We start from the raw sequence: 22,863 nt of genomic DNA, 5'->3' as shown, positions 1-22,863 counted from the left end.
CCGTCGGCCGACCGCTGCCGACCGCTGCCGACCGCTGCCGACCGCTGCCGACCGCTGCCGACCGCTGCCGACCGCTGCCGACCGCTGTCGACCGCGCACGGCCGTCAGCTGCCGATCGTGGCCAGCGCCGGACGGAAGGAGGAACGGGCGCCACTCACGTGCTGCGGAACCGACCACGTGTTGCCGACGAGCCTGCTCCACCAGACCTGCTCGTCGCCCGTGACGCCCTTCCAGGTCATGTAAAGGTATCCGGAGTTCACGGTGAGGGCGGGGCCGACGCTGCTGCGCGCTCCCGGCACCCCTCGCGGGCTCAGCCACGTGCTGCCGGAAAGGCGGCTGTACAGGATGTTCTCCTCGGCGTCGGTGGACTTCCACGCCATGTACAGGCCCCCCTCGGGAGGACTGGCCAGGGCGACCCCGGCCCGGGTCGTGGCGCCCGACAGCGGCACCTGCTCCGGGTTGGTCCAGTTGTTGCTGCCCGAGCCTCCGCCCAGGTACCTGTTCCACCAGATCCGCTCGTCGCCCTCGGCGCCCTTCCACGCCATGTGCGGTACGCCGGTGCCGTAGCGGTCGAAGGCCAGGGCGGGACCGAAGCTGGAGAGGGCGCCAGGAACGACCTGGTTGCCCGACCACCCTCCGTTCCAGCGGTTCCACCAGATCCGCTGGTCGCCTGAGACGCCCTTCCAGGCCTGGAGCACGCCCGCGTACGAGGCGAGCGCCGGGCCGACCGAGCCGTTGGCGTCGGGCACCCGCTCCGGCCAGGTCCAGGAGGAGCCGTCGAACCGGGCCGTCTACATCTGTTCCTCGCCCGAGCCCCTCCAGGTCAGGTACAGCGGTCCGCCAGGCGGCCCGGCCAAGGCGACTCCCGCGCTCGACAGGGCGCCGGGCACGGGCTGCGGTACGGACCAACTGCCGTTGTCCCAGCGGTTCCACCAGACCCGCTCGTCGCCCGTGACGCCCTTCCACGCCATGAACGTCGTGCCGTCGGGCACGCCGTTCCTCCCGCGTGCGGAGCGCTCCGACGCGTGGGCGCCCGGTGCGGCGATCGTCGGCACTCCGGCCGCCACCGCGGCTGCCGCGCCCACGCGCAGCGCCTGGCGGCGACTGGGTAATGCGTGTGTCTCTGCGTCCTTCAACGTTCCCCCTGGACTTGTGAACTGCGTCAACCCGCCTCTCCGTGGTCGCGGGCACACCGACTATGCCGAGGGGCCCGGCGGACGACCAGCCCCCGTCCGGCTCAGCGGAACGGGTGGTGAGGCGGCCCTGGTCAGCATCGGTCGCGGATCAGCCAGGTCTGTCTATTTGGCCAGATAGCCGCCGTCGACGACGTGGTCGCTGCCCGTGACGTACGAGGCGTCGTCGGACACCAGGAACGACACGAGGGCGGCGACCTCGGCCGGGTGGGCGGTGCGGCGCAGGGGGAGGGAGCCGACGAGGCCGTCCACGGTATGGGGCGGCAGCTTCGCCAGCAGGGGCGTGTCGACCACGCCCGGTGACACGGAAAGGACGCGCAGCCCCCGATCGGCGTACTCGCGGGCCGCGGTCCGGGTGAGGGCGAGGACGCCCTGCTTGGCGGCGGCATAGGCGGCGTGGCCACGGAAGCCCGAATGCGCCGCGATGGAGGCGAGGTTGACGATGACACCACCCGGCGCCATCGCGGGGAGCTGGCAGCGCAGCGCGTGGAAGACGCCGTAGAGGTTCACCTTCATCACGGTGTCGAAGTCGGCGGGCGAGAGGTCGGCCAGCGGGTCGAGCGGGCCCATGACCCCCGCGCTGTTGACCGCGACGCGCAGGCCCCCGCGCAAGGCGGCGGCTTCCGTGACGACGAGGCCGACGCTGTCGGGGTCGGTGACGTCGACGCGGCGGGGCAGGGCGGTGCCACCGGCCGCCGTGATCTGCTCGGCCACCCGCCGCGCGCCCTCCTCGTCGAGGTCCGCGACCACCACGACGGCGCCCTCCGAGGCGAGCCGCGTCGCGCACGCGGCGCCGATCCCCGAGGCGCCACCGGTCACCAGGGCGACCCGGTCGCGCAGCCGGGCGGGCCCCGGGTCCGAGTCGGCCGACGGCTGTGCGTGCGCTGTCATGTGTGGCTCCTCGCCAGGGCGTACGGGGTGTGGGTCAGGACGGGCGGGCGTGGGCACTGAGCAGCAGGCGGTCGGGGCGCAGGACCGTTCCGGCCAGGGGGCGTACGGGGGCGGAACCGGCCGGGGCCAGACTTCGGCGGGCCGTGAACGCGGCCAGGGCCAGGGTCAGTTCGGTCCATGCGAAGTCCTCGCCGAGGCACAGCCGAGCGCCCGCGCCGAAGGGAAGGTAGGTGTGGCGTGCCGCCTTCGCCGCGGCCCGGCCCGACCAGCGGTCGGGGGCGAAGCGGTCGGGCTCCTCGTACGACCGGGGGTCGCGGTGCAGGGCGTACGGGCTGAAGAACACCTCGGCGCCCGGCGGGAGCCGTACGCCGCCGAGGGTGACCGGCCGCACCGCGCGCCGCATCAGCAGCCACGACGGCGGATGCAGCCGCAGCGCTTCGGCCAGCACCTGCCGGGTGTAGACCAGGGCGGGCAGGTCGTCGAAGGCGCAGGGGCGTCCGGCGAGCACGGTGTCCAGCTCGTCGTGGAGGCGCCGCTGGACGTCGGGGCGGCGGGACACCTCGTACAGCGTCCAGGCCAGGGACGCGCTGACGGTGCCGGTACCGGCGAGGAAGAGGGTGATGAGTTCGTCGGTCACCTCGGCGTCGGTCAGGGCGCCGTCCGGGCCGCCGGTGAGCAGCAGCATCGACAGCAGGTCGCCGCGGTCGTGGCCGGTGGCGCGGTAGGCGTCGACGATCCGGTGCTGGACGGCGACGAGGCGCCGCAGCGGGCCGTCGTCCGGGGGCCGCCACGCCGGAAGGAGCGGGAGGCGCTCGGCCCAGGCGTGCAGCGGGGACAGGGCCAGGCGCATCGCGTGGTACTTGACGGACAGCCAGTCCTTGACGGCGGTGTGCAGGTCGGGGTCCTGCGGCGCCGCGAAGAGGGTGCGCAGCAGGATGTCGAGGGTGAGGCGGTGGATCTCCGGCACCAGGTCGAGCGTGGTCCCGGGATCCCAGGCCGCGGCCCGGGCCAGGGAACGCTCGGCCATGACGTCGGCATAGCGGGCGATCCGGGCGTGGTGGAAGGCCGGTTGGAGCAGACGGCGGTGGCACAGGTGGCGGTCGCCCGAGGCGGTGATCAGACCGTCGCCCAGCGGCACGCGCAGCGCGTCGAACATCGCGCCCTTGTCGAAGGAGCGGGCCTGCGACGTCAGCAACTCCCGGACCAGGTCCGGCGAGGAGACGACGTGGACCGGGCGGGGGCCGATGGAGATCTGCGACACCGGTCCGTACCGCCGCAGCTCGCACACGAACCGCAGCGCGTCACCGCGGAACCGTCCGGCGTGCCCGGTCAGCGGCCGCCTGCCGGGCACGACGGGGGCTCGGACGCTCCCGGGCAGTGGGTCGGGCCGCACGTCAGCCCTCCTCCGGAGCGTGGGCGGCGCCCAGGCGCCGCTCCCCGGCGAACAGGCCTTCCGCGACGAACGCGTGGGTGTGCGTCGGGAAGTGGGTGAGCAGCGGCCTGGGCCCGTACATGAGCGGTACGCCCGGCCAGGTGCCGTCGGCGCGCTGGGTGTCCAGGAGGTAGGCGAGCCCCTCGGCCCAGTGACCCGCCTCCAGGAAGCCGCCGCGTTCCAGGGCGGCGAGCGCCAGGCCGGTGGCCGCCGGGGCGCTGGGGCCGCCAGCCTCGACGGGCCAGCCGCCGTCGGGATTGCGGGTCTCGGCCAGCGCCCGGGCCGCGGGGTGAACGACCCCGGGAGCCGCGGCGCCGACGGCGGACAGGACCTCGGCGGTCGCGTACGGCAGGCCCCGGTACCACCCGGCGTGCCAGCGCCCCTGGGTGTGGAGGCGCTCGGCGAGCCAGCGGCGTGCCGTGGCCGACCGCGTCCGGTGGCGGCCCCGGTGGCGGTCGATCGCGGTGACGACATGGGCGATCACGTCGTCCACGGGCGGATCCCCGGCGGACTGCCAGGTCCGCCACAGCCCGTCGGGCGTCTGCTGCCCGGCCACGTGCCGCAGCGCGGCCCCGACCGTCGCGCCGGGCACGCCGCTCGCGCCGCCCAGCGCGATCAGGGCGGCCGCGGTGGTGTCGTTGTCGGACTCGACGCCCGAGCGGTACGGCCAGCCGCCGTCCGGATTCTGCGCCTGGACCAGGAACGCGACGGCGGCCGGAAGGCCCTGGCGGTCGAAGGCCGCCGCGCCCCGAAAGGCCCGCACGGTCAGCGCGGTGTCCCAGACGTCGCTGGTGGCGAAGCGCCAGGTCCCGTCGGGGTGCTGGCTGGTGAGCAGATACCGGGCGGCACCGCGGGCGGCGGCCGCGGCGGGCGCGGCGGCCTGGAGCGCGAGCGCCGCGAGAGCGGTGGTGACCGGGTTGCCGAAGAAGTCGCCCGCGGGGGACTGCTCGCCGGCGATCACACGGGCGGCGCGCCGGGCCGCAGGCCGGTTGCCGTGGGCCGCCTCCACCAGGGCGTGGGCGGCCCAGAGTTCCACCCGGGTCCAGCGCTTGAGACGCCCCGGGGTGGCGAGGGCGGAGGCCAGCAGGGCACGCAGCGCAGCGGGACTGGTGCCGCCGCGCGTGGCCCGGCCCGTGTGCAGGGCGATGGCCTGGACCAGCCGCGCACGGGCCGACAGCGCCCGGTCCGCGAAGGAGGGGTGGCTCACGTCCAGGGGACCGCCGGTGCCCAGGGCCAGCGACAGCAGTGCCGCCTCCACCGCGTGGGCCACCGGATGGTGATCCTGCGGAACGGCCCCACCCGCGAGCCAGACCCGGCCCCGCGCGGCCGCCCGGTCGGCGCCGGGGTGCGGCGAGCGGGCCAGGACCAGCGTGCACAGCGCGGTCTCGGTGATGCGCGGCCCCGGCAGGGACGACCACGAGCCGTCGGGCCACTGGGTGGCGAGGGCATGCCGGGTGGCGAGGCCGAGCGCGCGGTCCACGGCGGTGGCGAGGGCGGGCGGCAGAGGCCCGGTGCGGGTGGGCGATGTCCGGGGTGGGAGCGGGGCATCCGGCGTGCGTACCGCGTCCGACGGTGGCGGTGGCTCCGACGTCGGCGACCCGCCCGGCGCGGACGACGGGTCCGCCCCGGGCGACAAGCGCGACAACTCCGCGTCCGGTAAGGGCTGTAACGGACATCCTGTCGACATCGGGTCCCAATCTCTCGCGGTTCCGCCGACTGCGCCGGATCCGAGGCGGCGGGACGTACGGTCAGCGGCAAGGTTCAGCGGCTCGGCTCGTCGACGTGGCCCTCGCGCTCGGCGCGTACGTAGCCTGAACGACGTGGACACCTCCTTACCGACCGGCCACCCTCCCTCGGAGATCGTCTCCATAGCGGACACATGCTCCACCGCGTTGCGGAACATGCCGCGCCTGGAGATCTGGCTCAAAGGGCGCGGGCTGCCCGTGGACCCCGCGCTCGTTCCGCTGATGTGCCTTCAGACGGCGTTCATGATGCCCTGGCTGCCTTCGGAATCGAGCTACCGGATCTCCCGGCTCATGGTCTGGCTGATGGCGATCGACAACGTCCTGGACGCGCCGGACCACGGGGGACCGGGCGAGACCGCCGACCGCGTCCTGTCCTGGCACGGCGTCGTGGAGGAGCGCGGCAACGGCGGTCGTGACGACGACCCGCTGGCGCGTGCTCTGGCGGAGATCGCCGCGGATCTGCACCGCGACGGGCGCCCCGAACTCCTCGCTCTCTGGCGGGAAAGCATGCATCAGACACTCATCGGCATGCGGCACGAGAGCACGGCGGCCCGGACCGCGCGGGCCGAGGGCGGCCCCGCGCCCCGGCTGGCCGACTACCTGCGGCACGGCACCCGGACCATCGGCGTCGAGCAGCAGGTCACCGCCGTGTGGACCCTCCTGGACGAGCCGGAGCTGCCCCGGCGGCTCCCGGTCCTGCGGAGCGCGCTGCGCGAGGGCGCCCTCGCGATCCGCCTGCTCAACGACCTCCGGGGCCACCAGCGGGAACAGTCCGAGGGAAAGATCGACGCCCTCGCCCTCGGCATGAGCGAGCAGGAGGCGTACGACCGCGCAGGGGAGGCGCTGGAGAACTGTCGGCGCACCCTGGCCCCCCTCAGCTCGGCCGGGTACGGTTCCGCGGTGGCCCTGGAGAGGGCCGTGCTCTGGCACGCGCGGATGTACCACCACTTCGACCCCGTACGGCCCGGCGCCCCGCTGCCGGACCGCGCCACGGACATCCGCCCCACACCGTCCGGCCCCCGGCCGAGGGAGGTCCAGCCCATGAGCGTCCAGCGCCCGGAACAGGAACTTCTGGACGTCATCGCGTCCGGTGAAGAGTGCGGCAGCGCACGCCTCGCGGAGTTCTTCGACCAGCTCGAACCGGTCTGCCCCGAGCTCCTCGTCGGCACCTGGCAGGGCGGAGGCTTCGAGCACACCAGCGAGAACGCCGTGCTGCTCGCCAGGATGCGGTGGTACGGCAAGCGGTTCGTCGACGCCGATCACGTCGAGCCGCTGCTCTGCCGCGACGAGGACGGAACCGTCTACTCGTACGAGGAACTGGGCCTCGCGAGGCTCCATGAGGTCGTCCACCGCGGCAAGCAGTCCACGGCGATGGTTTATGACCAGCTGCCCATCGTCGACCACTTCCGGCGGCTCACCGACGACGTGCTCCTCGGCCTCATGGACAAGAAGGGGGCGCCCGAGGACTTCTACTTCCACCTCACCCGCGTGGCGACGCCGCCGTCGAAGCCGCCGGGCGACGCCGAATAGCCACCGGGACCGACGGTCCTGCCCGCGGCGGCGCCGGTGTGCATCCTTCGGCCTACCGGCAGGTCCGACCGGCGGACGATGCCCCGACCCCGGGCGCGGGCGACGCTGAAGGCATGAAGGACATCATCGCCATCGTGGGTTGGGTCGTCGGCATCCAGGGCGCCCTGGGGTTCCTGGGCCGGGTCTTCGGAGGGGACTCCTGGGGCCTCATCCAGAAGTGGTGGGACGTGCCCACGGCCGGGTACGCCGCGCTGTTCGTGGTCGGGGCCGTGCTCGCGGTCTACGGAGAGTTCGGCAAGGCGCGGGCACGCCGCTAGGGCGCGGGGTCCGGCGCCGGGCGTCGCAGCAGGGTGCCCAGGCGTTGCAGGCCCTCAGTGGTGGTGAGGGACTCGCCCGTGGAGTCCGCGGTGCGCATCAGCGGCGTCATGACCGTGACGTCGGGCTGCCGGGAGCCGAGCGCCGTGTACAGACGGGCCACGTACTGGGCGACGGCCGCGGGACTGTCCGGGTCCTGGAGGTCGCCCGCGAACCGCGCCGCCTCGTGCAGGGTGCGCTCCGCCTCCTCGGGCCGGTCCGTCGCCCAGAGCACCAGGGCCAGCAGGATGCCCGACATGTGGTGGCGCAGAGCGTCGTCCGTCTCGGCGGCGCAGGCGAGGGCCGTGCGCAGATCGGCCTCCGCCGCCTCGTGCCGCGCCGCGAGGAAGGAGAGCCAGGCGCGGGTGTGCAGGGCGCGGGCCCGGTACTCCGGATCCCCGTGCGCGCGGGCCCGCTCGGCGGCGGCCCCCGCGATCCTGCTGATCTCCAGGTAGTGGGCGCGGCCCATGAAGTGCCCGCTGACCCCGACGACCCCGAGCAGCTCCACGGCCGTGCGCAGGGCCTGCGGACCCCAGGGGAGCAGCTGGTTGACCGTGGCGGTGAGCAGCGCGTGTTCGGCACCGAACCACTCCCGCACCTCCTCCGCCCCCGCGAAGGCCACGCCCGAGTGCCGCACGGGCCGCAGCCAGGCGCGCGGGGTCTGCGCGGGCACGACGGCCCGCGCGGCCCGCAGTGCGGTGGCGATCAGCAGCTCCGCCACGCGCACGAGCGCCGCCTCGTGCTCCTCGGGACGGTCCGTGTGCCCGGTGCCGTGGCGGGCGTACAGCCGCAGCAGGTCGTGGAAGCGGTAGCGGTCCGGGGCGTGCGACTCGAGCATGCCCGCGTCCACGAGCGTCTCGGCCAGGTGCTCCGCGGCGCGTTCGTCCGTGTCCAGGAGCGCGGCCGCCACGGCCAGCGGGAGGTCCGGTGCGTCGGACAGGGCGAGCAGGCGGAAGGCGCGGGCGGCGGCGGGGGACAGCGCCCCGTAGCCGAGGTGGAACGTCGACGTCACGGCCAGGCCTCCGACGCGCAGTTCGTCGAGCCGGGCACGCTCGTCCTCGAGGCGTCGTTCGAGCGAGGCGATGCTGCGGCCCGGGCGGCCGTCGAGCCGGGATGCCGCGATCCGCACGGCGAGCGGCAGCCGCCCGCAGGCCTCCACGAGCGCCCGCGCTGCCTCCGGCTCGGCGGCCACCCGCGCCGGGCCGACGATCGCGGCGAGCAGCGCCAACGCCTCGGACGCGGGCGGTACGTCGAGCTCGAAGCGGTGCGCGCCCGGGAGCGCCAGATCGCGGGAGCGGCTGGTCACCAGGACGGCGCAACCCGCCGTGCCCGGCAGCAGGGGGCGGATCTGCTCGGCGTCCAGGGCGTTGTCGAGGACGAGCAGGACGCGCCGGTCCGCGAGGAGGGTGCGGTAGAGCGCGGCCCGCTGTTCGAGGCCCAGCGGGATCCGGTCGGACGGGGTGCCCAGGGCCGCCAGGAAGTCCGCGAGGACGCTGGCGGGGTCGGCGGGGGTGCTGCCCGCTCCCAGATCCACGTGGAGCCGTCCGTCGGGGAACGCCTCGCCCAGGGCGTGCGCGACGTGGACGGCGACGGTGGTCTTGCCCACGCCCGCCGTGCCGCTGAGCGTGCACACCGTGACCGCGTGGTCCTGGCCCGTGCCGCCGCCCGCCAGGACGGCGCGGATCGCGTCAACCGTGGCGCCGCGGCCGGTGAAGTCGGCGATGCCCGCAGGGAGCTGCTGGGGGAGCGGCCTGACCGCCGCGGCGGCCGGCGGCCCGGCGGAGATCAGCTGGGCTGCGGCCCGGCCCTGCTCCGCGGCCCCCATCAGGCCCGGGTCGGCCGTGAGGATCCGCTCCTGTAGGTCCGTGAGCGAGGCGGAGGGCGCGACTCCCAGTTCGGTGCGCAGGGCTTGGCGCACGGCGCGGTGGACGGCCAGGGCCTCGGCCTGGCGCCCGCAGCGGTAGAGGGCGAGCATGAGCAGCTCGCTCAGGCGCTCCCGCAGCGGGAACTCGGCGACCATGGCCTGGAGTTCCGGCACGGCCCGCGCGTGCATGCCCAGGTCGAGGGCGTGGCCGAACTGTGCCTCGCGGGCCGTGGACCGCAGCTCCTCCAGACGGTCCCGCTCGCGCTGCGCCCAGGGGCCGGGCACACCCGCGAGCGCGGTTCCGCGCCACCGGCCCAAGGCCCCGGCCAGCCGCTCGTGGCGGGCGTGGACGCTGCCGCTCCGGTCGGCCGCCTCCCGCTCGAACCGGACGGAGTCCACCTCGACGTCCTCGGCCCGCAGCGCGTATCCGCCGGGTACGGACAGGAGGACCTGACTGCTCCCACCGGCGTGCCGACCGGGTTCGAGCGCGGCCCGCAGTCGCGAGACGTAGGTGAGGACCGTGCGGTGCCCGGTACGCGGCGGCTCCTCGCCCCAGATGCCGTCGATCAGCTCCGCCATCGAGACGGCCCGGCCCTCGGCCAGCAGCAACAGGGCGAGGACGGCCTGCTGCTGCGGCGACCCCACGCCGATCGGCTCGTCACCGGCCCGGCCGTCCACGGGCCCGAGCAGCCGAAAGGAGAGTCTGCTCTGCCGGTCGCGCACCTGATGTTCCTCGCCGAGCTGTTCCCGCGCCCCGCTCGGTGATGAGTTGGGCTCCCTTCGTTGACTCTAAGTCATGTCGACTTCAAGGCAGGAGACGGCCTGCTCGGGCGGCCGTGGCAGCACGCGCCTCCGGCTCCGGCTCCGGCTCCGGCTTTGGCTCCCGCTCCGGCTCCGGCTCCGGCTCCGAAGAGCCTCCGCGGAGTTCAGCCCCGGGCCTTCACGCACAGGTCGAGGGAGTCCGTCAGCCACAGATGTGACGCGCCGAAGGTGACGGGGTCCCCGCTGGCCTCGGCGACCAGGTGCCAGTAGCGGCGCATGCCGCGGTCGTGGTCGGCGGCCACGTCGGCCAGGAGGCGGCGCCGGAACCGCGGTGTGTCGGTGGTGCCGCGCACCGCCGCGTGCACGGCGACGAAGCGGTCGAGCTCGGGGCCCACGCGGGGTGCCTCGCCCGCCCGCACCCGGGGCCTGGCGAGGGCGCACGCCTCGCGGATGCCGTGGATCAACGCGTCCTCGTCGGCGATGACTTCGGCGTTGGCCCGGGCCATGGCCAGCAGGCCGCGGGTGAGCACCCGGTCACCGGTCAGGGCGACCAGCTCGGCGAACGCGACGACCTGCGGCGGCGTCGGGTCCGCGGGCGGCTCCGGCACCGCCATGGTCACGAAGGCGGAGAGCGTCGCCTCGGACGCCGGGGCGACCCTCGTGCGCTTCCAGAAGTCGATCAGCGCGTCGCGGGCCGCGCCCCCGCCCGCCACGGCGGCGAGCAGTTCGAGGCGTGCGGCCCGGTCGGCCGGTTCGGCCTCCTCGACCGCGCGCAGCGAGGCCCGCCGCCAGGCCATGTCGGCGAGCTGCACGTCGAGCGCGGCCCGCTCGGCAGCGACGACCTCCGCCACGGAGCGCTCGCCGGCGAGCACGTTCCTGATGGACGGCAGGCCGAGGCCGAGCCCGCGCAGCCTTCTGACCAGACAGAGCCGCTCGACCGCCGACGGGTCGAACCTGCGGTGACCGCCCGTGCTGCGCAGCGAGTCGACGATGCCCTCGTCGCAGTAGAAGCGAACGGTCCGCACCGGCACGCCGGTCAGTCGTGCCAGGTCGCCGATGCCGAGCGTGCCATCGCGTAAAGGCACTTGAACCTCCACTGGACTGGAGTTCCTACCGTACCGGCGTAGCCGCATGAGAGGAGATTTCGTGATGTCGTCGACGCTGCACACCGCACGGCTCGTGGAGGGCCTGCGGGAGCAGACCGGAGGGTTCGTCCGCGCGGTCGCGGGAAAGCCCCAGGACACCCGGGTGCCGACCTGCCCGGAGTGGCCGCTGCGCACCCTCGTCGGGCATGTCGGCCAGGAGCACCGGTGGGCGGCCGAACTGGTGCGCAAGGGTGAACAGCTGCCGGTCCCCGATCCGTGGGAGGCCGATCCCGGCACCCCGGACGACTGGGCCGGGTGGCTGCTGGAGGGCGCGGACGACGTGATCCGGGCGCTCGGGGAGACCGGCGCGGACACCGTGGTGCAGACGTTCCTGGGGCCCCGGCCCGCGGTCTCCTGGCTGCGCAGGATGCTCAGCGACACCTGCGTCCACCACTACGACGCCGCGCACGCGACGGACACCGCGTTCGAGGTCGCCGACGACCTCGCGGCCGAGGTGCTCAGCGAGCATCTGGAGCTCCTTGCCGCTCCGGCCTGGGAGACGCTCAGGCCCGCTGTCGCCGAACTGCGCGGCCACGGCGAACGCATCGGCTTCCGGCCCTCCTCCGGAGCGAGCTGGGTGATCACCCGCACGCCCGACGGCGTGCGCTGGCGGCGCGGCCCCGTCGACGCCGACACGGTGGTCTCGGCCGCCGTTGCGGACCTCCTGCTGGTGGTGAACCGCCGCATCCCGCCGGAGGACGGTCGCGTGACGGTGACGGGCGACCGCGCACTGCTGGACCACTGGCTGACCCACTCGGCGCTGTGACCCGGGGCTACGGGGGAGCCCTGCCCGCCTCGCCCACTGGGCGACGGCGTGCCTGACGGTCGTGCGGCCCTCGCGGGCGGGCGGCCCGGGGGCGGAAGTTCCTCGAACGGGGGAGAGATTTCGTTGAACGGGGAGAGAAGGAGGGGGTCTTGGTCTACACCAATCACCTCGATCCCAGTACCCTCATCCGTGGCCAGTAGCACACCATCCCCCCACCCAGGTTGCGTGCTGGCACAGGCGACACCCCCTAGATCTGCCCCCAGCAGCCGGGTGACCTCCCCCTTCGCCGCCTCCAGGAGGATCACGGTGAACGTACGCACCAGAAGCTCGGCGCTCGTCGGCGCCCTCTGCCTCGTCGCTTCCCTCGCCCTGACCACGGCCTCCGCCGACGAGCGCGCCGCCCCGCCGCGGGCGGCGAAGGTCGCGCTCACGAAGGTGGCCACGGCCCAGAACCCCGTCGCCGGAACCCCGGGCCCCGGCGGCACGCTCTGGATAGCCGAACGCGCGGGCACCGTCAGGCCCTTGGACGCCAAGGGCCTGGGGAAGCCCGTCCTGGACATCTCGAAGGAGACCACCACGGACGGTGAGCGCGGCCTGCTGGGCATCGCGTTCGACAAGAGGTTCGCGCACTTCTACATCTCGTTCACGAACCTCGAAGGCGCCAGTGTCATAGACGAGTTCGCCGTGCGGCACGGCAAGATCCGGCCGGACACGCGGCGCACCGTCCTCACCCAGACGCAGCCGTACGCGAACCACAACGGCGGCGACATCAAGTTCGGCCCGGACGGCTACCTCTACATCGCGTTCGGTGACGGCGGCGCGGGCGGCGACCCGCACGGCAACGGGCAGAACCTCGACACGCTGCTCGGCAAGCTGCTGCGGATCGACCCGAGGGGCGGCAAGCCGTACGCGATCCCGCGGGACAACCCCTTCGTCGACGACCCGAAGGCGAGGGACGAGATCTGGTCGTACGGGCTGCGCAACCCGTGGCGGTTCTCCTTCGACGCGGGCACGGGCGACCTGCTGATCGGCGACGTCGGCCAGAGCGCCTGGGAGGAGATCGACTGGGCCCCGGCCAGGAGCAAGGGCGGCGAGAACTACGGCTGGTCGCAGATGGAGGGCACCCACCCGTTCCGCGGCGGCACGGAGCCCGCGAACCACGTGCCGCCGGTCCACGAGTACGACCGCAACGGCCTCGGCTGCTCGGTGACCGGCGGCTTCGTCTACCGGGGCAGGGCGATCCCGGCCCTGCGGGGGCAGTACGTCTACAGCGACTACTGCGACGGCACCCTGCGCACCCTGAAGATCGAGAACGGCAAGGTGACCGGCACGGGCGACCTCGGCGTCAACGGCGGCGAGGTCGTCTCGTTCGTGCAGAGCCACAGGGGCGAGCTGTACGTGCTCGACCTCGGCGGCAGCATCCACCGCGTCGACCCGGCGTGATGCCCGCCCCGGGCGGACGCGGCGCGTAGGCGAACGCCCCCGCGGCCGGCGCGGTCAGCCGGGCCGGTGCTCCTCGGCCCTCCCGAGTGCCGCCAGGCGGGTCAGCGCGGGCAGCGCCGCGGCCAGCGCCCGGCGGTCCTCCGGGGCGAGCCGCTCGACGAGCGGGGCCAGGTGCCGGGTGCGGTCGTCGTGGCGGGACCGGCCGATGCGCCGGCCCGCCTCGGTGATGTGGACGAGGACGGCCCGCCCGTCGCTCGGGTCGGGGCGGCGCTCGACCAGGCCGTCGCGCTCCAGGCGGGTGATCAGCTGGGTGATGGCGGGCTGGGTGATCTGCTCGGTCCTCGTCAGCTCGGTCAGCCGCCGGGGGCTGCCGCCGAAGGCCAGGGTGTCGAGCACCGACAGGGTCGTGAAGGGGTGCTTCTCCAGCGTGGGCAGCCGGATGTAGAAGCGGTTGAAGTCCTCGAGGGCCGCGGTGAAGGCGTCCACGTCCAGGTCGGGGGTGTGCGGGGCGGCGCTGCCCTGCGCGTCGTCGGCGTGCGAGTTGTCGTCCACGGCCAAAATATATCGGGTCTCTTATATAAGCTGCTTATGCTGTTGTGGCGGGTGCCTCGCGCCGCGGCGTGGGGCGGAGCGTGCCCGCCGCTTCGGCACGTCGCGTCACGTCCGGTGCGCCGGGACGTCCCGGCGCACCGGACGGGGACGCCGTCGCGCAGGAGCGCCCCGCGCAGGGACGACCAAGGAGAGACCATGACTGTCCGCATCGGCATCAACGGCTTCGGCCGGATCGGCCGCAACGTCTTCCGCGCGGCGGCGGCCCGCGGCGATGACCTGGAGGTCGTCGCGGTCAACGACCTCGGCGACGTGGCCACCATGGCCCATCTGCTCGCCCACGACTCGCTGCTCGGCCGCTTCCCCGGCGAGGTCGTGGCGGAGCCCGGCGTGATCCGCGCCGGGGACGCCACCGTCCGGGTGCTGGCCGAACGCGACCCGGCCGCGCTGCCCTGGGGCGACCTCGGCGTGGACGTCGTCATCGAGTCCACCGGCGTCTTCACCGACGCCGCCAGGGCCCGCGCACACGTCGACGGCGGTGCCAAGAAGGTCATCGTCGCGGCCCCGGCCAGCGGCGAGGACATCACGGTCGTGCTCGGCGTGAACGACGACGCGTACGACCCGCTGCGCCACACGATCATCTCCAACGCCTCGTGCACCACCAACTGCCTCGGCGTCCTCGCCAAGGTGCTGCACGACGCCGTCGGCATCGAGTCCGGCATGATGACCACCGTCCACGCCTACACCCAGGACCAGAACCTCCAGGACGCCCCGCACAAGGACCTGCGCCGCGCCCGCGCCGCCGCCCTCAACGTCGTGCCGACCTCCAGCGGCGCCGCCCGGGCCATCGGCCTCGTCCTGCCCGAACTCCGGGGCCGCCTCGACGCGTTCGCGCTCCGCGTGCCCGTCCCCGACGGCTCGGTCACCGACCTGACGGTCACCACCACACGCCGCACCACGGTGGAGGAGGTCAAGGCGGCGTACGCGGAGGCCGCGGCGGGCGCGTACAAGGGGCTGCTGAGCTACACCGAGGCCCCGCTCGTCAGCACCGACATCGTCGGCGACCCCGCCTCGTGCGTCTTCGACGCCGAGCTCACCCGTGTCGTCGGCCCGCAGGTCAAGGTCGTCGGCTGGTACGACAACGAGTGGGGGTACTCCCACCGCCTCATCGACCTGGCGCTGCTGGTGGGCGGCTCCCTTCCCGCGTGAGGAACTGCGTGGCGGCGAGCCGCCGGTAGAGGGCGTCGCCCGCCAGGAGTTCGGGGTGGGTGCCCACCGCGCGGACCCGGCCCTCCTCCATGACGACGATCCGGTCCGCGGCGGCGACGGTGGACAGCCGGTGGGCGACCACCAGGACGGTCGTGGTGCGGGCCGCCTCGGCCACGGTCTCGCGCAGCGCGGCCTCGTTGGCGGCGTCGAGCTGGGAGGTGGCCTCGTCCAGGAGCAGCAGCCGGGGCCGGCGCAGCAGGGCGCGCGCGATGGCGACCCGCTGCCGCTCACCGCCGGAGAGCCGGCCCCCGCGGTGCCCGACGGGGGTGTCGAGGCCGTGGGGGAGCCGCTGGACCAGGGCGTCGAGGCGGGTGCGGCGCACCACGTCGTCCACCTGGGCGTCGGTGGGGCACGGGGCGCCGTAGACCAGGTTGTCGCGCAGGGTTCCGGCCAGGACGGGGGAGTCCTGCTCGACGTATCCGATGGCCGTGCGCAGCCGCGCAAGGCGCCAGTGGCGGACGTCGACGCCGTCGACGAGGACCTGCCCGCTGTCGGGGTCGTGGAAGCGCTCGATCAGGGAGAAGACGGTGGTCTTGCCTGCTCCGGACGGCCCGACGAAGGCCGTCGTGCCCCCGGCGGGCACGGTGAACGACACGTGGTGGTGGGCGGCGGCTCCGCCGTCGCGGTAGGCGAAGCACACCCGGTCGAAGGCCACGGTCGCGGGCCCCGCGCCCGCCCCGTCAATCGCGGTGGCGCCGGGGCGGGCGTCCACGGCCTCGGTGGCCATCGTCTCGACCTCGTGGATGCGCGCGGCCGCCGCCGCGCCCATCTGGAACTGGCCCACGGCCTCGGCCAGTTGACCGACGCGTGGGGCCAGCGAGAAGAGGTAGAGCAGGAACGCGACCAGCGTCGCGACCGAGACGGCGCCGGAGGCCACCCGGGCGCCACCGACCCCCAGCACCACCAGGAACGACAGCTGGACGGCCAGGGCGGAGGCGGTGGCCGCCGTGGACTGCCAGACCGCTGCGCTGACCCCGGTGCGCCGCGCGCGCTCCGCTACCGCGTGCAGGCGGCGGCTCTCCTGCTGCTCGGTGCCCGCGGCCTTCACCGTACGGAAGGCCCCCAGGGTGCGTTCGAGGCCGGACCCCAGGGCGCCGACGGCCTCCTGGGTCCGGCGGGTGGCGCGGCCGATGCGGGGGGCCACCGCGCCGACCGCCAGCCCGACCAGGGCGATCACCAGCATCGTGACGCCGAGCAACACGAGGTCCAGCAGACCCATCAGGACGAGGGTGGCGAAGGTGATGACGGTTCCGGTGACGGCCGCGGCCGTCCCCTCAACGGCGATCTGGCGCAGCAGCGTCGTGTCGGACGTGGCCCGGGCGATCAGATCGCCCGGCTCGTGACGCTCCCACTCGGGTACGCGCAGCCGCAGCAGACGGTCCGTCAGGCGTTGCCGCGTGCCGCACAGGACGGCCTCGGCGCCGCGTTCGAGGACGTAGTAGCCCACGCCGACGACGAGCGCGCCGCACAGCACGAGCACCCCGAGCAGCGCCAGCGGCCCGGCCGTGGAGCGGCCCTGCGCGAGCCCGTCCACCAGCCACTTGGCCGCCAGCGGCTGGAGCAGCGCGAGCCCGCCGCCCACGAGGTTGAGCGCGGTGCCGGTGGCGAGGGCGGCCCGCTGGGGGCGCAGCGTGCGCAGCAGGGCCCGGCGGCCGGTGCGCGCGGGCGCCGCCGGCGCTCCGGGGTGCGGGGGCACGCCGTCTACTCCACGGTGAAGAAGCGCTGGAAGTAGTCGCGGGGGCAGCCCTCGCCCACGAGGACGCCCTCGGCCTCCACCCAGGCGTGCGCCGCGAACGGCGGGCGGGTGCGCACCCCCACGCACCACGTGGGCCACTGGCCACGCATGCGGCACAGCAGGACCGTGGCCAACGACCGGGCCAGACAGCCCTTCTGGCCCGCGCAGGAGAGGCTGACGGTGACCACCGTGGTGCGTGCCGCCTCGGCCTCGGGAGCCGTCGCGGGCCGGGCGCCGCGGCGCAGCCGGGTCAGCAGCGAGCGGATGCGGCCCGGCGGCTGGGTGGCCAGCAGATGGGCCAGCGCCACCGCGCAGCGGGTGGCCAGCCGGCCCGGAAGCGGGACGGAGCGCGGGTCGTGGGGAACCGCTTCGGACAGGGTCATGCGTCCTCGCCCTCCAGGCTCACCAGTCGTGCCGAACGCAGCTCGTCGACGATGCGGGCGACGTCCTGTGCGGCGGTCTCGGCGCTCACGTCGTACTCCCCGGTCAGGGCCCGGACCGCGTCGTCGGTGCCGCGGCCGCGCACGAGGCAGCGCAGCACGCAGGCGGCGGTGGGGTTGAGGGTCCAGTACTCGCCGCTGCGCTGGTCGAGCAGCGCGGCGCCGTACTCGGTCTCGGTCAGCAGGATGGTGGGCCGCAGTGCGAGCGCCATGTCTCACTCCTCGGGCGTGCGGGTGAACCGCGAGCGGTGGTGGTCGTACGGGTGGTGCGCCGGACGGTCACGGACCGGCAGGGGCGGGCGCCGTCCGGCGGGAGCGCAGCCACACCTCGCAGGCCACGGTCGGGTGCAGCAGGTCGCTCTCCAGCTCCGCCGAGAGCGGCCGGGCGCACCAGGCGCGCAGGACCCGCGCGTCGATCAGGCCGAGCCGGGCCAGCCGGGACTGGTCGCACAGCGCGAGGAGACCGGCCCGGTGCGCCCGCAGCCCGGCCTCCTCCTCGAAGGTGGCGTTGGCCTTGGTGGCGCGGGTGCGCACGGCTTCGGGCACGGTGCCGCGCATCGCCTCCACGATCAGCGGTTTGTAGCGCCAGGGCGTGATGCGCTCCTGTGGCGCCACCGCCAGGCAGGCCTCGACGACCTGGTCGTCGTAGTAGGGCGCGGCGAAGGTCACGCCGCGGGCCGCGGAGATCTGGTCGATGAAGCGGGCGGTCCGGGACAGGGAGGCCATCGCGGCCAGTTCGCGGTGCTCGCCGTGCCCGCGGCCGAGCGGCCGGGCCGACGGAGCCTGGGCGTGCAGGAGTTCGCGCACGGCCGCGACCGCGTCGGGCGTCGCCCAGGGCGGCATGCGCGGTGGCACGGCCCAGTCGAGCAGCGGTTCGTCGACGGCGGGCGGCGGGTCGGTGAGGTGGTCGGCGACCCGGCGCAGCCAGGAGCCGTAGCCGCGCCGGTCGCACAGGGCGCGCAGCACCCGCCGCCGGGGCCAGCGGTACTTCGCGGTGTAGCCGCGCAGCTGGCGGAGCGCGGCGGCCGGATGCCCGGGCAGCAGGGCGTGCAGCCGGGCGGGGGTCCCGGCGAGGAGTTCGTCCCCGCCGAGGCCGCTCAGATGCAGCCGGGACCCGCGCGCGGCGGCCAGCTCCAGCAGGGACATGCGGCGGTTGCGGTCCACGGTGATCGGACTGGGGCCGTCCAGGACGTCGTCGAGCGCGTCCAGGCCGTCGTACGTCATCGGCACCGCGTCGGCGGGTACGACGTGGTGCTCGACGGGGCCGCCCCCGTCGACGGCCGCGACGGCGCCGAGGGCGGCGATGGTGCGCCGGGCCCAGTGCACGTCGTCGCCGAGTGCGTCGTGCTGGGCCACGGTGTAGGCGACGACGGGCGTCCCGGAGCGGACGGCGGTGCAGCACACGGCGGTGGAGTCGAGACCGCCCAGGTCGGCCGTCACCAGGTCGCGGCCCCGCGTACGGACGCGCACGGCGGCACCGAGCGCGTCCCGGAGGGCGGCGGCTCCCACAGCGAGGGGCACCTCGCCCTCGGGCGGGGACCACCAACGGGTCTCGCGTGCCGCTCCGTCGGGGGTCAGCGTCAGACTGTGGCCGCCCGCGACCGTGTGCACGCCGCGCCACAGGGGCTGTCCGGACAGCGGGTGCAGCATGTCGAGGGTGAGCAGCTCCACCGCGAGGCGCCGCTCGTCGAGCGGGGCGCCGATCAGGTCCGCCAGGACGTCGGCGCGATCGCAGGCGAGCGTCACCGCGTCGCCCGCGGCGCCGGTCCTGGCGTGGTGGACGCGTCGTACGCCGATGGCGCCGCACCGCACGCGCACCTGTCCGGTGACGGAGCTCACCAGGTGGAAGCTGCCCGGCCAGGCGGCGGCGCGGCGGTCGAGCGCGGCGGGGGAGTCGGCGACGGCCGCCGCCCGGTCGGCCTCCCCGGGCGATACGGCGTGCTCGCCGATGACCGCGATCCGCGCCCGGCCCCGGCCCCCGCACGTCGCGGCGCCCGGCGCCCAGCGGCCGATCAGCCACGGCCGTCCGGAGGGGTGGTGCAGTCGGCGCGTGGCGTGGGGGAGGGCGGCGCGTGCGGCGGGGGCCGCGGCGTCGGTGTCGGGCAGGACGAGGATCCAGGCGGGCGCCGCCCGGAGGGAGAACAGGGAGTCCACGGCATACCCCTTCGCGGGTCGCACGGACCGACGGTGAGCGGCGGCCCGGGCGACGGATGGGCGGGGGCGGATGGGCGGGGGCGGAAGGGCGGGGGCGGAAGGGCCGGGCGGCGGCCTGGAGCCACCGCCCGGCGTCGGGTCGACCGCAGCGTCGACCGGATCGATCAGAGGAGTTGCTTGAGACCGAGAAGGTCCTTCGGACCCCTGATTCCCGCGCCGGTCACCTTGCGGAAGCCACCGGCCTTGGCCAGTGTGGGGCGTTCGTAGGTGCGCATGAGAATCTTCCCTCCTGCTCGCTCGTGTTCGGGGACGGACGTGCTGCAGGTCACCTGCCATGGAAATCCGGAATGAAATTGAGCGGTGCCTGTGCATTTCGCCGACGCACTGCATGTCTTCCTGAATGTCGGGGAAATGCAGAGACGTTGAAATTCCGGAGCCACTTCGTCCGTTCCGCGCGGATGTGTTTCGCCGGAGAAGTGCTTGGTGCCCCGTGAATTCCTGTTCCGAATTTCCGGTGCCCTACGTTAGGGAGAGGGCCACATCATCACAATGGGTTGCGCAGGGTGCCGCGTTGCACTCCGCCGGGCGTGCGCCCTGGGCGGCCGGAGTGCGCTCCCGCGTGCGCACTGCCGGTGGCACAGGTGCGAAAAGCAGCGGCAGGGCCCTGGTGTTACTCGAAGTCGCAGCCCGGGTTGGGCGCGTCCTGCGAGAAGGGTGCCCCGTGCGGCAGGACGTAGAGGACCTGGATCACGAGGTCGGTGGTGCCGAGGTTCCGGCCGATGTGCACGTGGTCGGCGCCCGGGGGTTCCTGGAGGGTGCTGCCTTCGGGATGCACCCCGCTCGAGGCGCAGGTGGCGTCGAAGTGGCTGAGGGTCCCCTGCTTGATGCGGGCGTACAGGGTGCCGTCGTGGTAGTGCCATCCCGTGGCCTGACCGGGCGGGATGGTGACCTCGCGCAGGATGTAGTCCCGGTCGCCGACGGTGGTCCGGGCGATGACCTTGCCGACGACGCCGGGTCCGCCGGGGGTCGCGTGGGCGGCGCCTGCGGGAAACGAAAGAGCGACGAGGGCGGCCCCGATCGCTCCGAGCCGTGACAGATGGTGCATGACGGTCCCTTCAGGGTGGTGTGACGGACAGGCGTCCCGTCCGGTGGTCACCGGGCGGGACGGTGGTCAACAGTGTGGTGCTCCTGCGGCAGGTGAGTCCGCCGAATCGGGCACCGGATGAGCCCGTCGCGACGCCGTGCCCGCACGCCGCGTCGCACGAGCGGAGCCGCCCGAGGGGAGGGCGGCTCCGCGGAGGCGGGCGTCTCAGCCGAACTGGCCGGGCTGGTAGCTCCCGGCGGGCTGCTGGTTGATGACGTTGATGCGGTTGTACGCGTTGATGAGGGCGATCAGGGAGATCAGCGCGGCCAGCTGGTCCTCGTCGTAGTGCTTGGCCGCGTCGGCCCAGGCCTCGTCGCCGACCCCGCCCGCGGCGTCCGCGGTACGGGTGCCCTGCTCCGCGAGCGCGAGCGCGGCGCGCTCGGCCTCGGTGAAGACCGTCGCCTCCCGCCAGGTGGCCACCAGGTGGAGGCGCTGGGCGGTCTCGCCCGCGTGCGCCGCCTCTTTGGTGTGCATGTCGGTGCAGAACCCGCAGCCGTTGATCTGGCTCGCGCGGATCTTCACCAGCTCCTGCGTCGCGAGCGGGAGCGCGGAGTCCGACACCACCTTGCTCGCCGAGTTGATGTGCTTGAGGACCTTGGCCCCGAGTGCGTTGCCGAAGTAGTCCAGACGCGCGTCCATGGTGTGCTCTCCTCGCCGTAGTGGTGGTTCACCCGTACTGACCGGACTGACCCGGTCGGTTGTGACAGGGCGAGGCGGGTGACCTGCGCCACATGCGGCGCGGTCCGCCGAAGGGCGCGCGGGACGCCGTCCCGCGGTGGGCTCAGCGCGCCATGTACCGGTCGAGTTCGCGCGCCCGCTCCCGCAGCCGGGCCGACCACTCCTCGTCCTCCAACTCCGCCGCGACACCCGCCCGTTCGGCCAGGGCGAGCACCGTGGCGAGGAACCCGTCCGTCAGGGCGAGGACGACGGCGTGATGGGTTCTGCGGTGGTGGGCCACCAAGGCCTTGACGAAGTCGCCGAACGCGTCGGGGTCGATGTGTGACTCGTCGTTCTCCATCGGGCCGACACCGGAGGGCACGCCGAGCTCCGCCTCGAAGACCTCCACTTGGCGCAGGAACAGCCGCGCCGCTCCGCCGGAGGGGTTCCACAGCGTCTCGTCGCCCATCTCGAAGTACTGGCTCACCTGGGGCCTTTCGGATCGGGTGGCAGGCAGCGGGATCAACGGCCAAGATCGTACGGCGTACCGCGACCCAGCGTGATCAAACCTCGGAACTTCGCCCCGGAAAGCCAACTTCTCACGACCAAGTCGTCACTGTCAGTAGTTTGTGGTCGTACGCGTCGCGAGGAGTCGTTCGGTGATCGCAGGGATGCGCGCCCCGCGCCGGAACTCCTCGCGGTCTCCTCGCGGCTGTCCGGAATGTGCGGGTGGCGTTCGCCGCGTCAGTAGCATTTCCCGGTAGCTGTACGAGGACGCGCCGTTACCGGGCACGGGGGACTGGAGGACTGGTGGACGCGCGGAACACACGAGCCGACGTCATCGCGTCGGGACACGGGCACGCCACCGCGTCACAGTCGACGCGTCAGCTGCGGGCCACGGGGATCGGGGCGGTGGCCGTCCTGCTGTGGGCGTCGCTGGCCCTGGTCACCACGCTGACCGGGCGGATCCCGCCGTTCCAGCTCACCGCCATGGCGTTCCTGGTCGGCGGGCTCCTCGGGCTGCCCCGGGCCGTCCGCGGCGGCGCGGCGCTCGCCCGCGGGCTGCCCGGCGGCGCCTGGGCCCTCGGCATCGGCGGCCTGTTCGGCTACCACTTCTTCTACTTCCTGGCCCTGCGCAACGCCCCGGCGGTCGACGCGGGACTCATCGCCTATCTGTGGCCGCTGCTCATCGTCGTGTTCTCCGCGGCCCTGCCCGGCGAGCGGCTCCGCTGGTGGCACACGGCGGGCGCGGTGCTCGGGCTCGGCGGCACCTTCCTGCTGGTCACCGGCGGTGAGGGAGTGCACCTTCGGGGCGAGTACCTGCTCGGGTACGCCGCGGCCGCCGTCTGCGCGGTGGTGTGGTCGGCGTACTCGGTCGCCAACCGCCGGTACCCGCAGGTCCCCACGGACATGGTCGCCTTCTTCTGCCTGGCCACGGCGGCACTCGCGGCCGTCTGTCACCTGGTCTTCGAGGACACGGTCCGGCCCGACGGCTGGCAGTGGCTCGCCGTGCTCGCCCTGGGACTCGGGCCGGTCGGCGGCGCCTTCTACGTCTGGGACCACGGCACCAAGCACGGCGACATCCAACTCCTCGGCACCTTCTCCTACTTCGCTCCGCTGCTGTCCACCGCCCTCCTCGTCGCCACCGGCCGTGCGGACGCGAGCTGGCCCGTCGCCGCCGCCAGCGTGCTGATCGCCGGTGGCGCGACCCTGGCCTCGGCGGACGCCCTGCGCGCGGCGCGCGAGCGGGGCCGTGCCGGGCCCAGCCGCCCGCGAGGGGGCTGAGCCCG

At 74.2% G+C, this 22,863-nt stretch carries 22 protein-coding genes; 6 read left to right on the top strand and 16 right to left on the bottom strand.

From position 1 onward, the window contains the following. Positions 1-104 precede the first annotated feature (104 nt). From AC5WAM_RS03105 to AC5WAM_RS03085, 5 genes are all read right to left on the bottom strand, one after another. Positions 105-749, bottom strand: coding sequence for a hypothetical protein (locus AC5WAM_RS03105; RefSeq protein ID WP_495521459.1), 645 nt, complete (start codon positions 747-749; stop codon positions 105-107). 42 nt (positions 750-791) lie between these two features. Further along, positions 792-1,085, bottom strand: coding sequence for a hypothetical protein (locus AC5WAM_RS03100; protein ID WP_495521458.1), 294 nt, complete (start codon positions 1,083-1,085; stop codon positions 792-794). A 213-nt stretch (positions 1,086-1,298) separates the two neighbouring features. Then, positions 1,299-2,084, bottom strand: coding sequence for an SDR family NAD(P)-dependent oxidoreductase (locus AC5WAM_RS03095; protein ID WP_495521457.1), 786 nt, complete (start codon positions 2,082-2,084; stop codon positions 1,299-1,301). A gap of 34 nt (positions 2,085-2,118) precedes the next feature. Continuing rightward, entirely contained in the window at positions 2,119-3,477 is a 1,359-nt protein-coding gene (locus tag AC5WAM_RS03090) for a cytochrome P450 (RefSeq protein ID WP_495521456.1), read from the bottom strand. Between the two features lies 1 nt (position 3,478). Further along, positions 3,479-4,996, bottom strand: a complete 1,518-nt coding sequence (locus AC5WAM_RS03085) for a prenyltransferase/squalene oxidase repeat-containing protein (protein ID WP_495521455.1) — start codon at positions 4,994-4,996, stop codon at positions 3,479-3,481. A gap of 340 nt (positions 4,997-5,336) precedes the next feature. Here AC5WAM_RS03085 and AC5WAM_RS03080 point away from each other — a divergent pair, with 340 nt between their 5' ends. Then, positions 5,337-6,791: a DUF4334 domain-containing protein gene (locus AC5WAM_RS03080; RefSeq protein ID WP_495521454.1), complete on the top strand. Its 1,455-nt coding sequence runs from the start codon at positions 5,337-5,339 to the stop codon at positions 6,789-6,791. 113 nt (positions 6,792-6,904) lie between these two features. Beyond that, positions 6,905-7,108 (top strand): hypothetical protein, encoded by a 204-nt coding sequence (locus AC5WAM_RS03075; RefSeq protein ID WP_495521453.1) that lies wholly within the window; start codon positions 6,905-6,907, stop codon positions 7,106-7,108. Here the strand turns inward: AC5WAM_RS03075 and AC5WAM_RS03070 are convergent. Together AC5WAM_RS03070 and AC5WAM_RS03065 are read right to left on the bottom strand one after the other, a co-directional pair. Beyond that, entirely contained in the window at positions 7,105-9,732 is a 2,628-nt protein-coding gene (locus AC5WAM_RS03070; RefSeq protein WP_495521452.1) for an AfsR/SARP family transcriptional regulator, read from the bottom strand. The two genes, AC5WAM_RS03075 and AC5WAM_RS03070, sit on opposite strands and share 4 nt — an antisense overlap. 203 nt (positions 9,733-9,935) lie before the next feature. Beyond that, positions 9,936-10,856 carry a MerR family transcriptional regulator gene (locus AC5WAM_RS03065; RefSeq protein WP_366789939.1) on the bottom strand — a complete coding sequence of 307 codons (921 nt, stop codon included), beginning with the start codon at positions 10,854-10,856 and terminating at the stop codon, positions 9,936-9,938. A gap of 64 nt (positions 10,857-10,920) precedes the next feature. On the opposite strand from AC5WAM_RS03065, the gene AC5WAM_RS03060 reads away from it, so the two are divergent. Both AC5WAM_RS03060 and AC5WAM_RS03055 read left to right on the top strand, forming a co-directional pair. Then, positions 10,921-11,682, top strand: a complete 762-nt coding sequence (locus tag AC5WAM_RS03060; RefSeq protein WP_495521451.1) for a maleylpyruvate isomerase family mycothiol-dependent enzyme — start codon at positions 10,921-10,923, stop codon at positions 11,680-11,682. Positions 11,683-11,988: 306 nt separating this feature from the next. After that, a complete protein-coding gene (locus AC5WAM_RS03055; protein ID WP_495521450.1) occupies positions 11,989-13,125 on the top strand; it encodes a PQQ-dependent sugar dehydrogenase in 1,137 nt (378 codons plus the stop codon). Positions 13,126-13,179: 54 nt separating this feature from the next. Here the strand turns inward: AC5WAM_RS03055 and AC5WAM_RS03050 are convergent, their stop codons facing one another. Further along, positions 13,180-13,677 (bottom strand): MarR family winged helix-turn-helix transcriptional regulator, encoded by a 498-nt coding sequence (locus AC5WAM_RS03050; protein ID WP_366789943.1) that lies wholly within the window; start codon positions 13,675-13,677, stop codon positions 13,180-13,182. 195 nt (positions 13,678-13,872) lie between these two features. Between AC5WAM_RS03050 and gap the strand changes: the two genes are divergently transcribed. Next, the gene (gene gap / locus AC5WAM_RS03045; RefSeq protein ID WP_366789944.1) at positions 13,873-14,883 is read left to right on the top strand and encodes a type I glyceraldehyde-3-phosphate dehydrogenase; all 1,011 of its coding nucleotides are present in this window, start codon (positions 13,873-13,875) and stop codon (positions 14,881-14,883) included. Here the strand turns inward: gap and AC5WAM_RS03040 are convergent. The 8 genes from AC5WAM_RS03040 to AC5WAM_RS03005 form a co-directional block, all read right to left on the bottom strand. Continuing rightward, positions 14,840-16,639 (bottom strand): ABC transporter ATP-binding protein, encoded by a 1,800-nt coding sequence (locus AC5WAM_RS03040; protein WP_495521449.1) that lies wholly within the window; start codon positions 16,637-16,639, stop codon positions 14,840-14,842. The genes gap and AC5WAM_RS03040 overlap by 44 nt on opposite strands. A gap of 5 nt (positions 16,640-16,644) precedes the next feature. Next, positions 16,645-17,061, bottom strand: coding sequence for a lasso peptide biosynthesis B2 protein (locus AC5WAM_RS03035; RefSeq protein WP_495521448.1), 417 nt, complete (start codon positions 17,059-17,061; stop codon positions 16,645-16,647). After that, entirely contained in the window at positions 17,058-17,330 is a 273-nt protein-coding gene (locus AC5WAM_RS03030) for a lasso peptide biosynthesis PqqD family chaperone (protein WP_366789947.1), read from the bottom strand. Before AC5WAM_RS03030 ends, AC5WAM_RS03035 begins: the two co-directional genes overlap by 4 nt. A 67-nt stretch (positions 17,331-17,397) precedes the next feature. After that, the gene (locus AC5WAM_RS03025; RefSeq protein WP_495521447.1) at positions 17,398-19,296 is read right to left on the bottom strand and encodes a lasso peptide isopeptide bond-forming cyclase; all 1,899 of its coding nucleotides are present in this window, start codon (positions 19,294-19,296) and stop codon (positions 17,398-17,400) included. Between the two features lie 140 nt (positions 19,297-19,436). Continuing rightward, positions 19,437-19,547 (bottom strand): keywimysin-related RiPP, encoded by a 111-nt coding sequence (locus tag AC5WAM_RS03020; RefSeq protein ID WP_138965032.1) that lies wholly within the window; start codon positions 19,545-19,547, stop codon positions 19,437-19,439. 395 nt (positions 19,548-19,942) lie between these two features. Then, positions 19,943-20,377 carry a cupin domain-containing protein gene (locus AC5WAM_RS03015; protein ID WP_495521446.1) on the bottom strand — a complete coding sequence of 145 codons (435 nt, stop codon included), beginning with the start codon at positions 20,375-20,377 and terminating at the stop codon, positions 19,943-19,945. A 204-nt stretch (positions 20,378-20,581) separates the two neighbouring features. Next, positions 20,582-21,055 carry a carboxymuconolactone decarboxylase family protein gene (locus AC5WAM_RS03010; RefSeq protein WP_495521445.1) on the bottom strand — a complete coding sequence of 158 codons (474 nt, stop codon included), beginning with the start codon at positions 21,053-21,055 and terminating at the stop codon, positions 20,582-20,584. A 142-nt stretch (positions 21,056-21,197) separates the two neighbouring features. Next, complete coding sequence (locus tag AC5WAM_RS03005; protein ID WP_366789950.1) at positions 21,198-21,560, bottom strand: DUF6086 family protein; 363 nt, start codon at positions 21,558-21,560, stop codon at positions 21,198-21,200. Between the two features lie 323 nt (positions 21,561-21,883). Between AC5WAM_RS03005 and yddG the strand changes: the two genes are divergently transcribed. Then, complete coding sequence (gene yddG, locus AC5WAM_RS03000; RefSeq protein WP_366789951.1) at positions 21,884-22,858, top strand: aromatic amino acid exporter YddG; 975 nt, start codon at positions 21,884-21,886, stop codon at positions 22,856-22,858. The last annotated feature ends 5 nt before the right edge of the window (positions 22,859-22,863 follow it).

Source organism: Streptomyces sp. JLYT201 (genome assembly GCF_059448825.1).
This window is presented reverse-complemented; position numbering and strand designations above follow the sequence as displayed.

Coding starts and splice junctions, on each gene's coding strand:
- AC5WAM_RS03095 (WP_495521457.1), bottom strand. CDS start 2,084: ATGACAGCGCACGCACAGCCGTCGGCCGACTCGGACCCGGGGCCCGCC.
- AC5WAM_RS03015 (WP_495521446.1), bottom strand. CDS start 20,377: ATGCACCATCTGTCACGGCTCGGAGCGATCGGGGCCGCCCTCGTCGCT.
- AC5WAM_RS03075 (WP_495521453.1), top strand. CDS start 6,905: ATGAAGGACATCATCGCCATCGTGGGTTGGGTCGTCGGCATCCAGGGC.
- gap (WP_366789944.1), top strand. CDS start 13,873: ATGACTGTCCGCATCGGCATCAACGGCTTCGGCCGGATCGGCCGCAAC.
- AC5WAM_RS03030 (WP_366789947.1), bottom strand. CDS start 17,330: ATGGCGCTCGCACTGCGGCCCACCATCCTGCTGACCGAGACCGAGTAC.
- AC5WAM_RS03060 (WP_495521451.1), top strand. CDS start 10,921: ATGTCGTCGACGCTGCACACCGCACGGCTCGTGGAGGGCCTGCGGGAG.
- AC5WAM_RS03035 (WP_495521448.1), bottom strand. CDS start 17,061: ATGACCCTGTCCGAAGCGGTTCCCCACGACCCGCGCTCCGTCCCGCTT.
- AC5WAM_RS03020 (WP_138965032.1), bottom strand. CDS start 19,547: ATGCGCACCTACGAACGCCCCACACTGGCCAAGGCCGGTGGCTTCCGC.
- AC5WAM_RS03010 (WP_495521445.1), bottom strand. CDS start 21,055: ATGGACGCGCGTCTGGACTACTTCGGCAACGCACTCGGGGCCAAGGTC.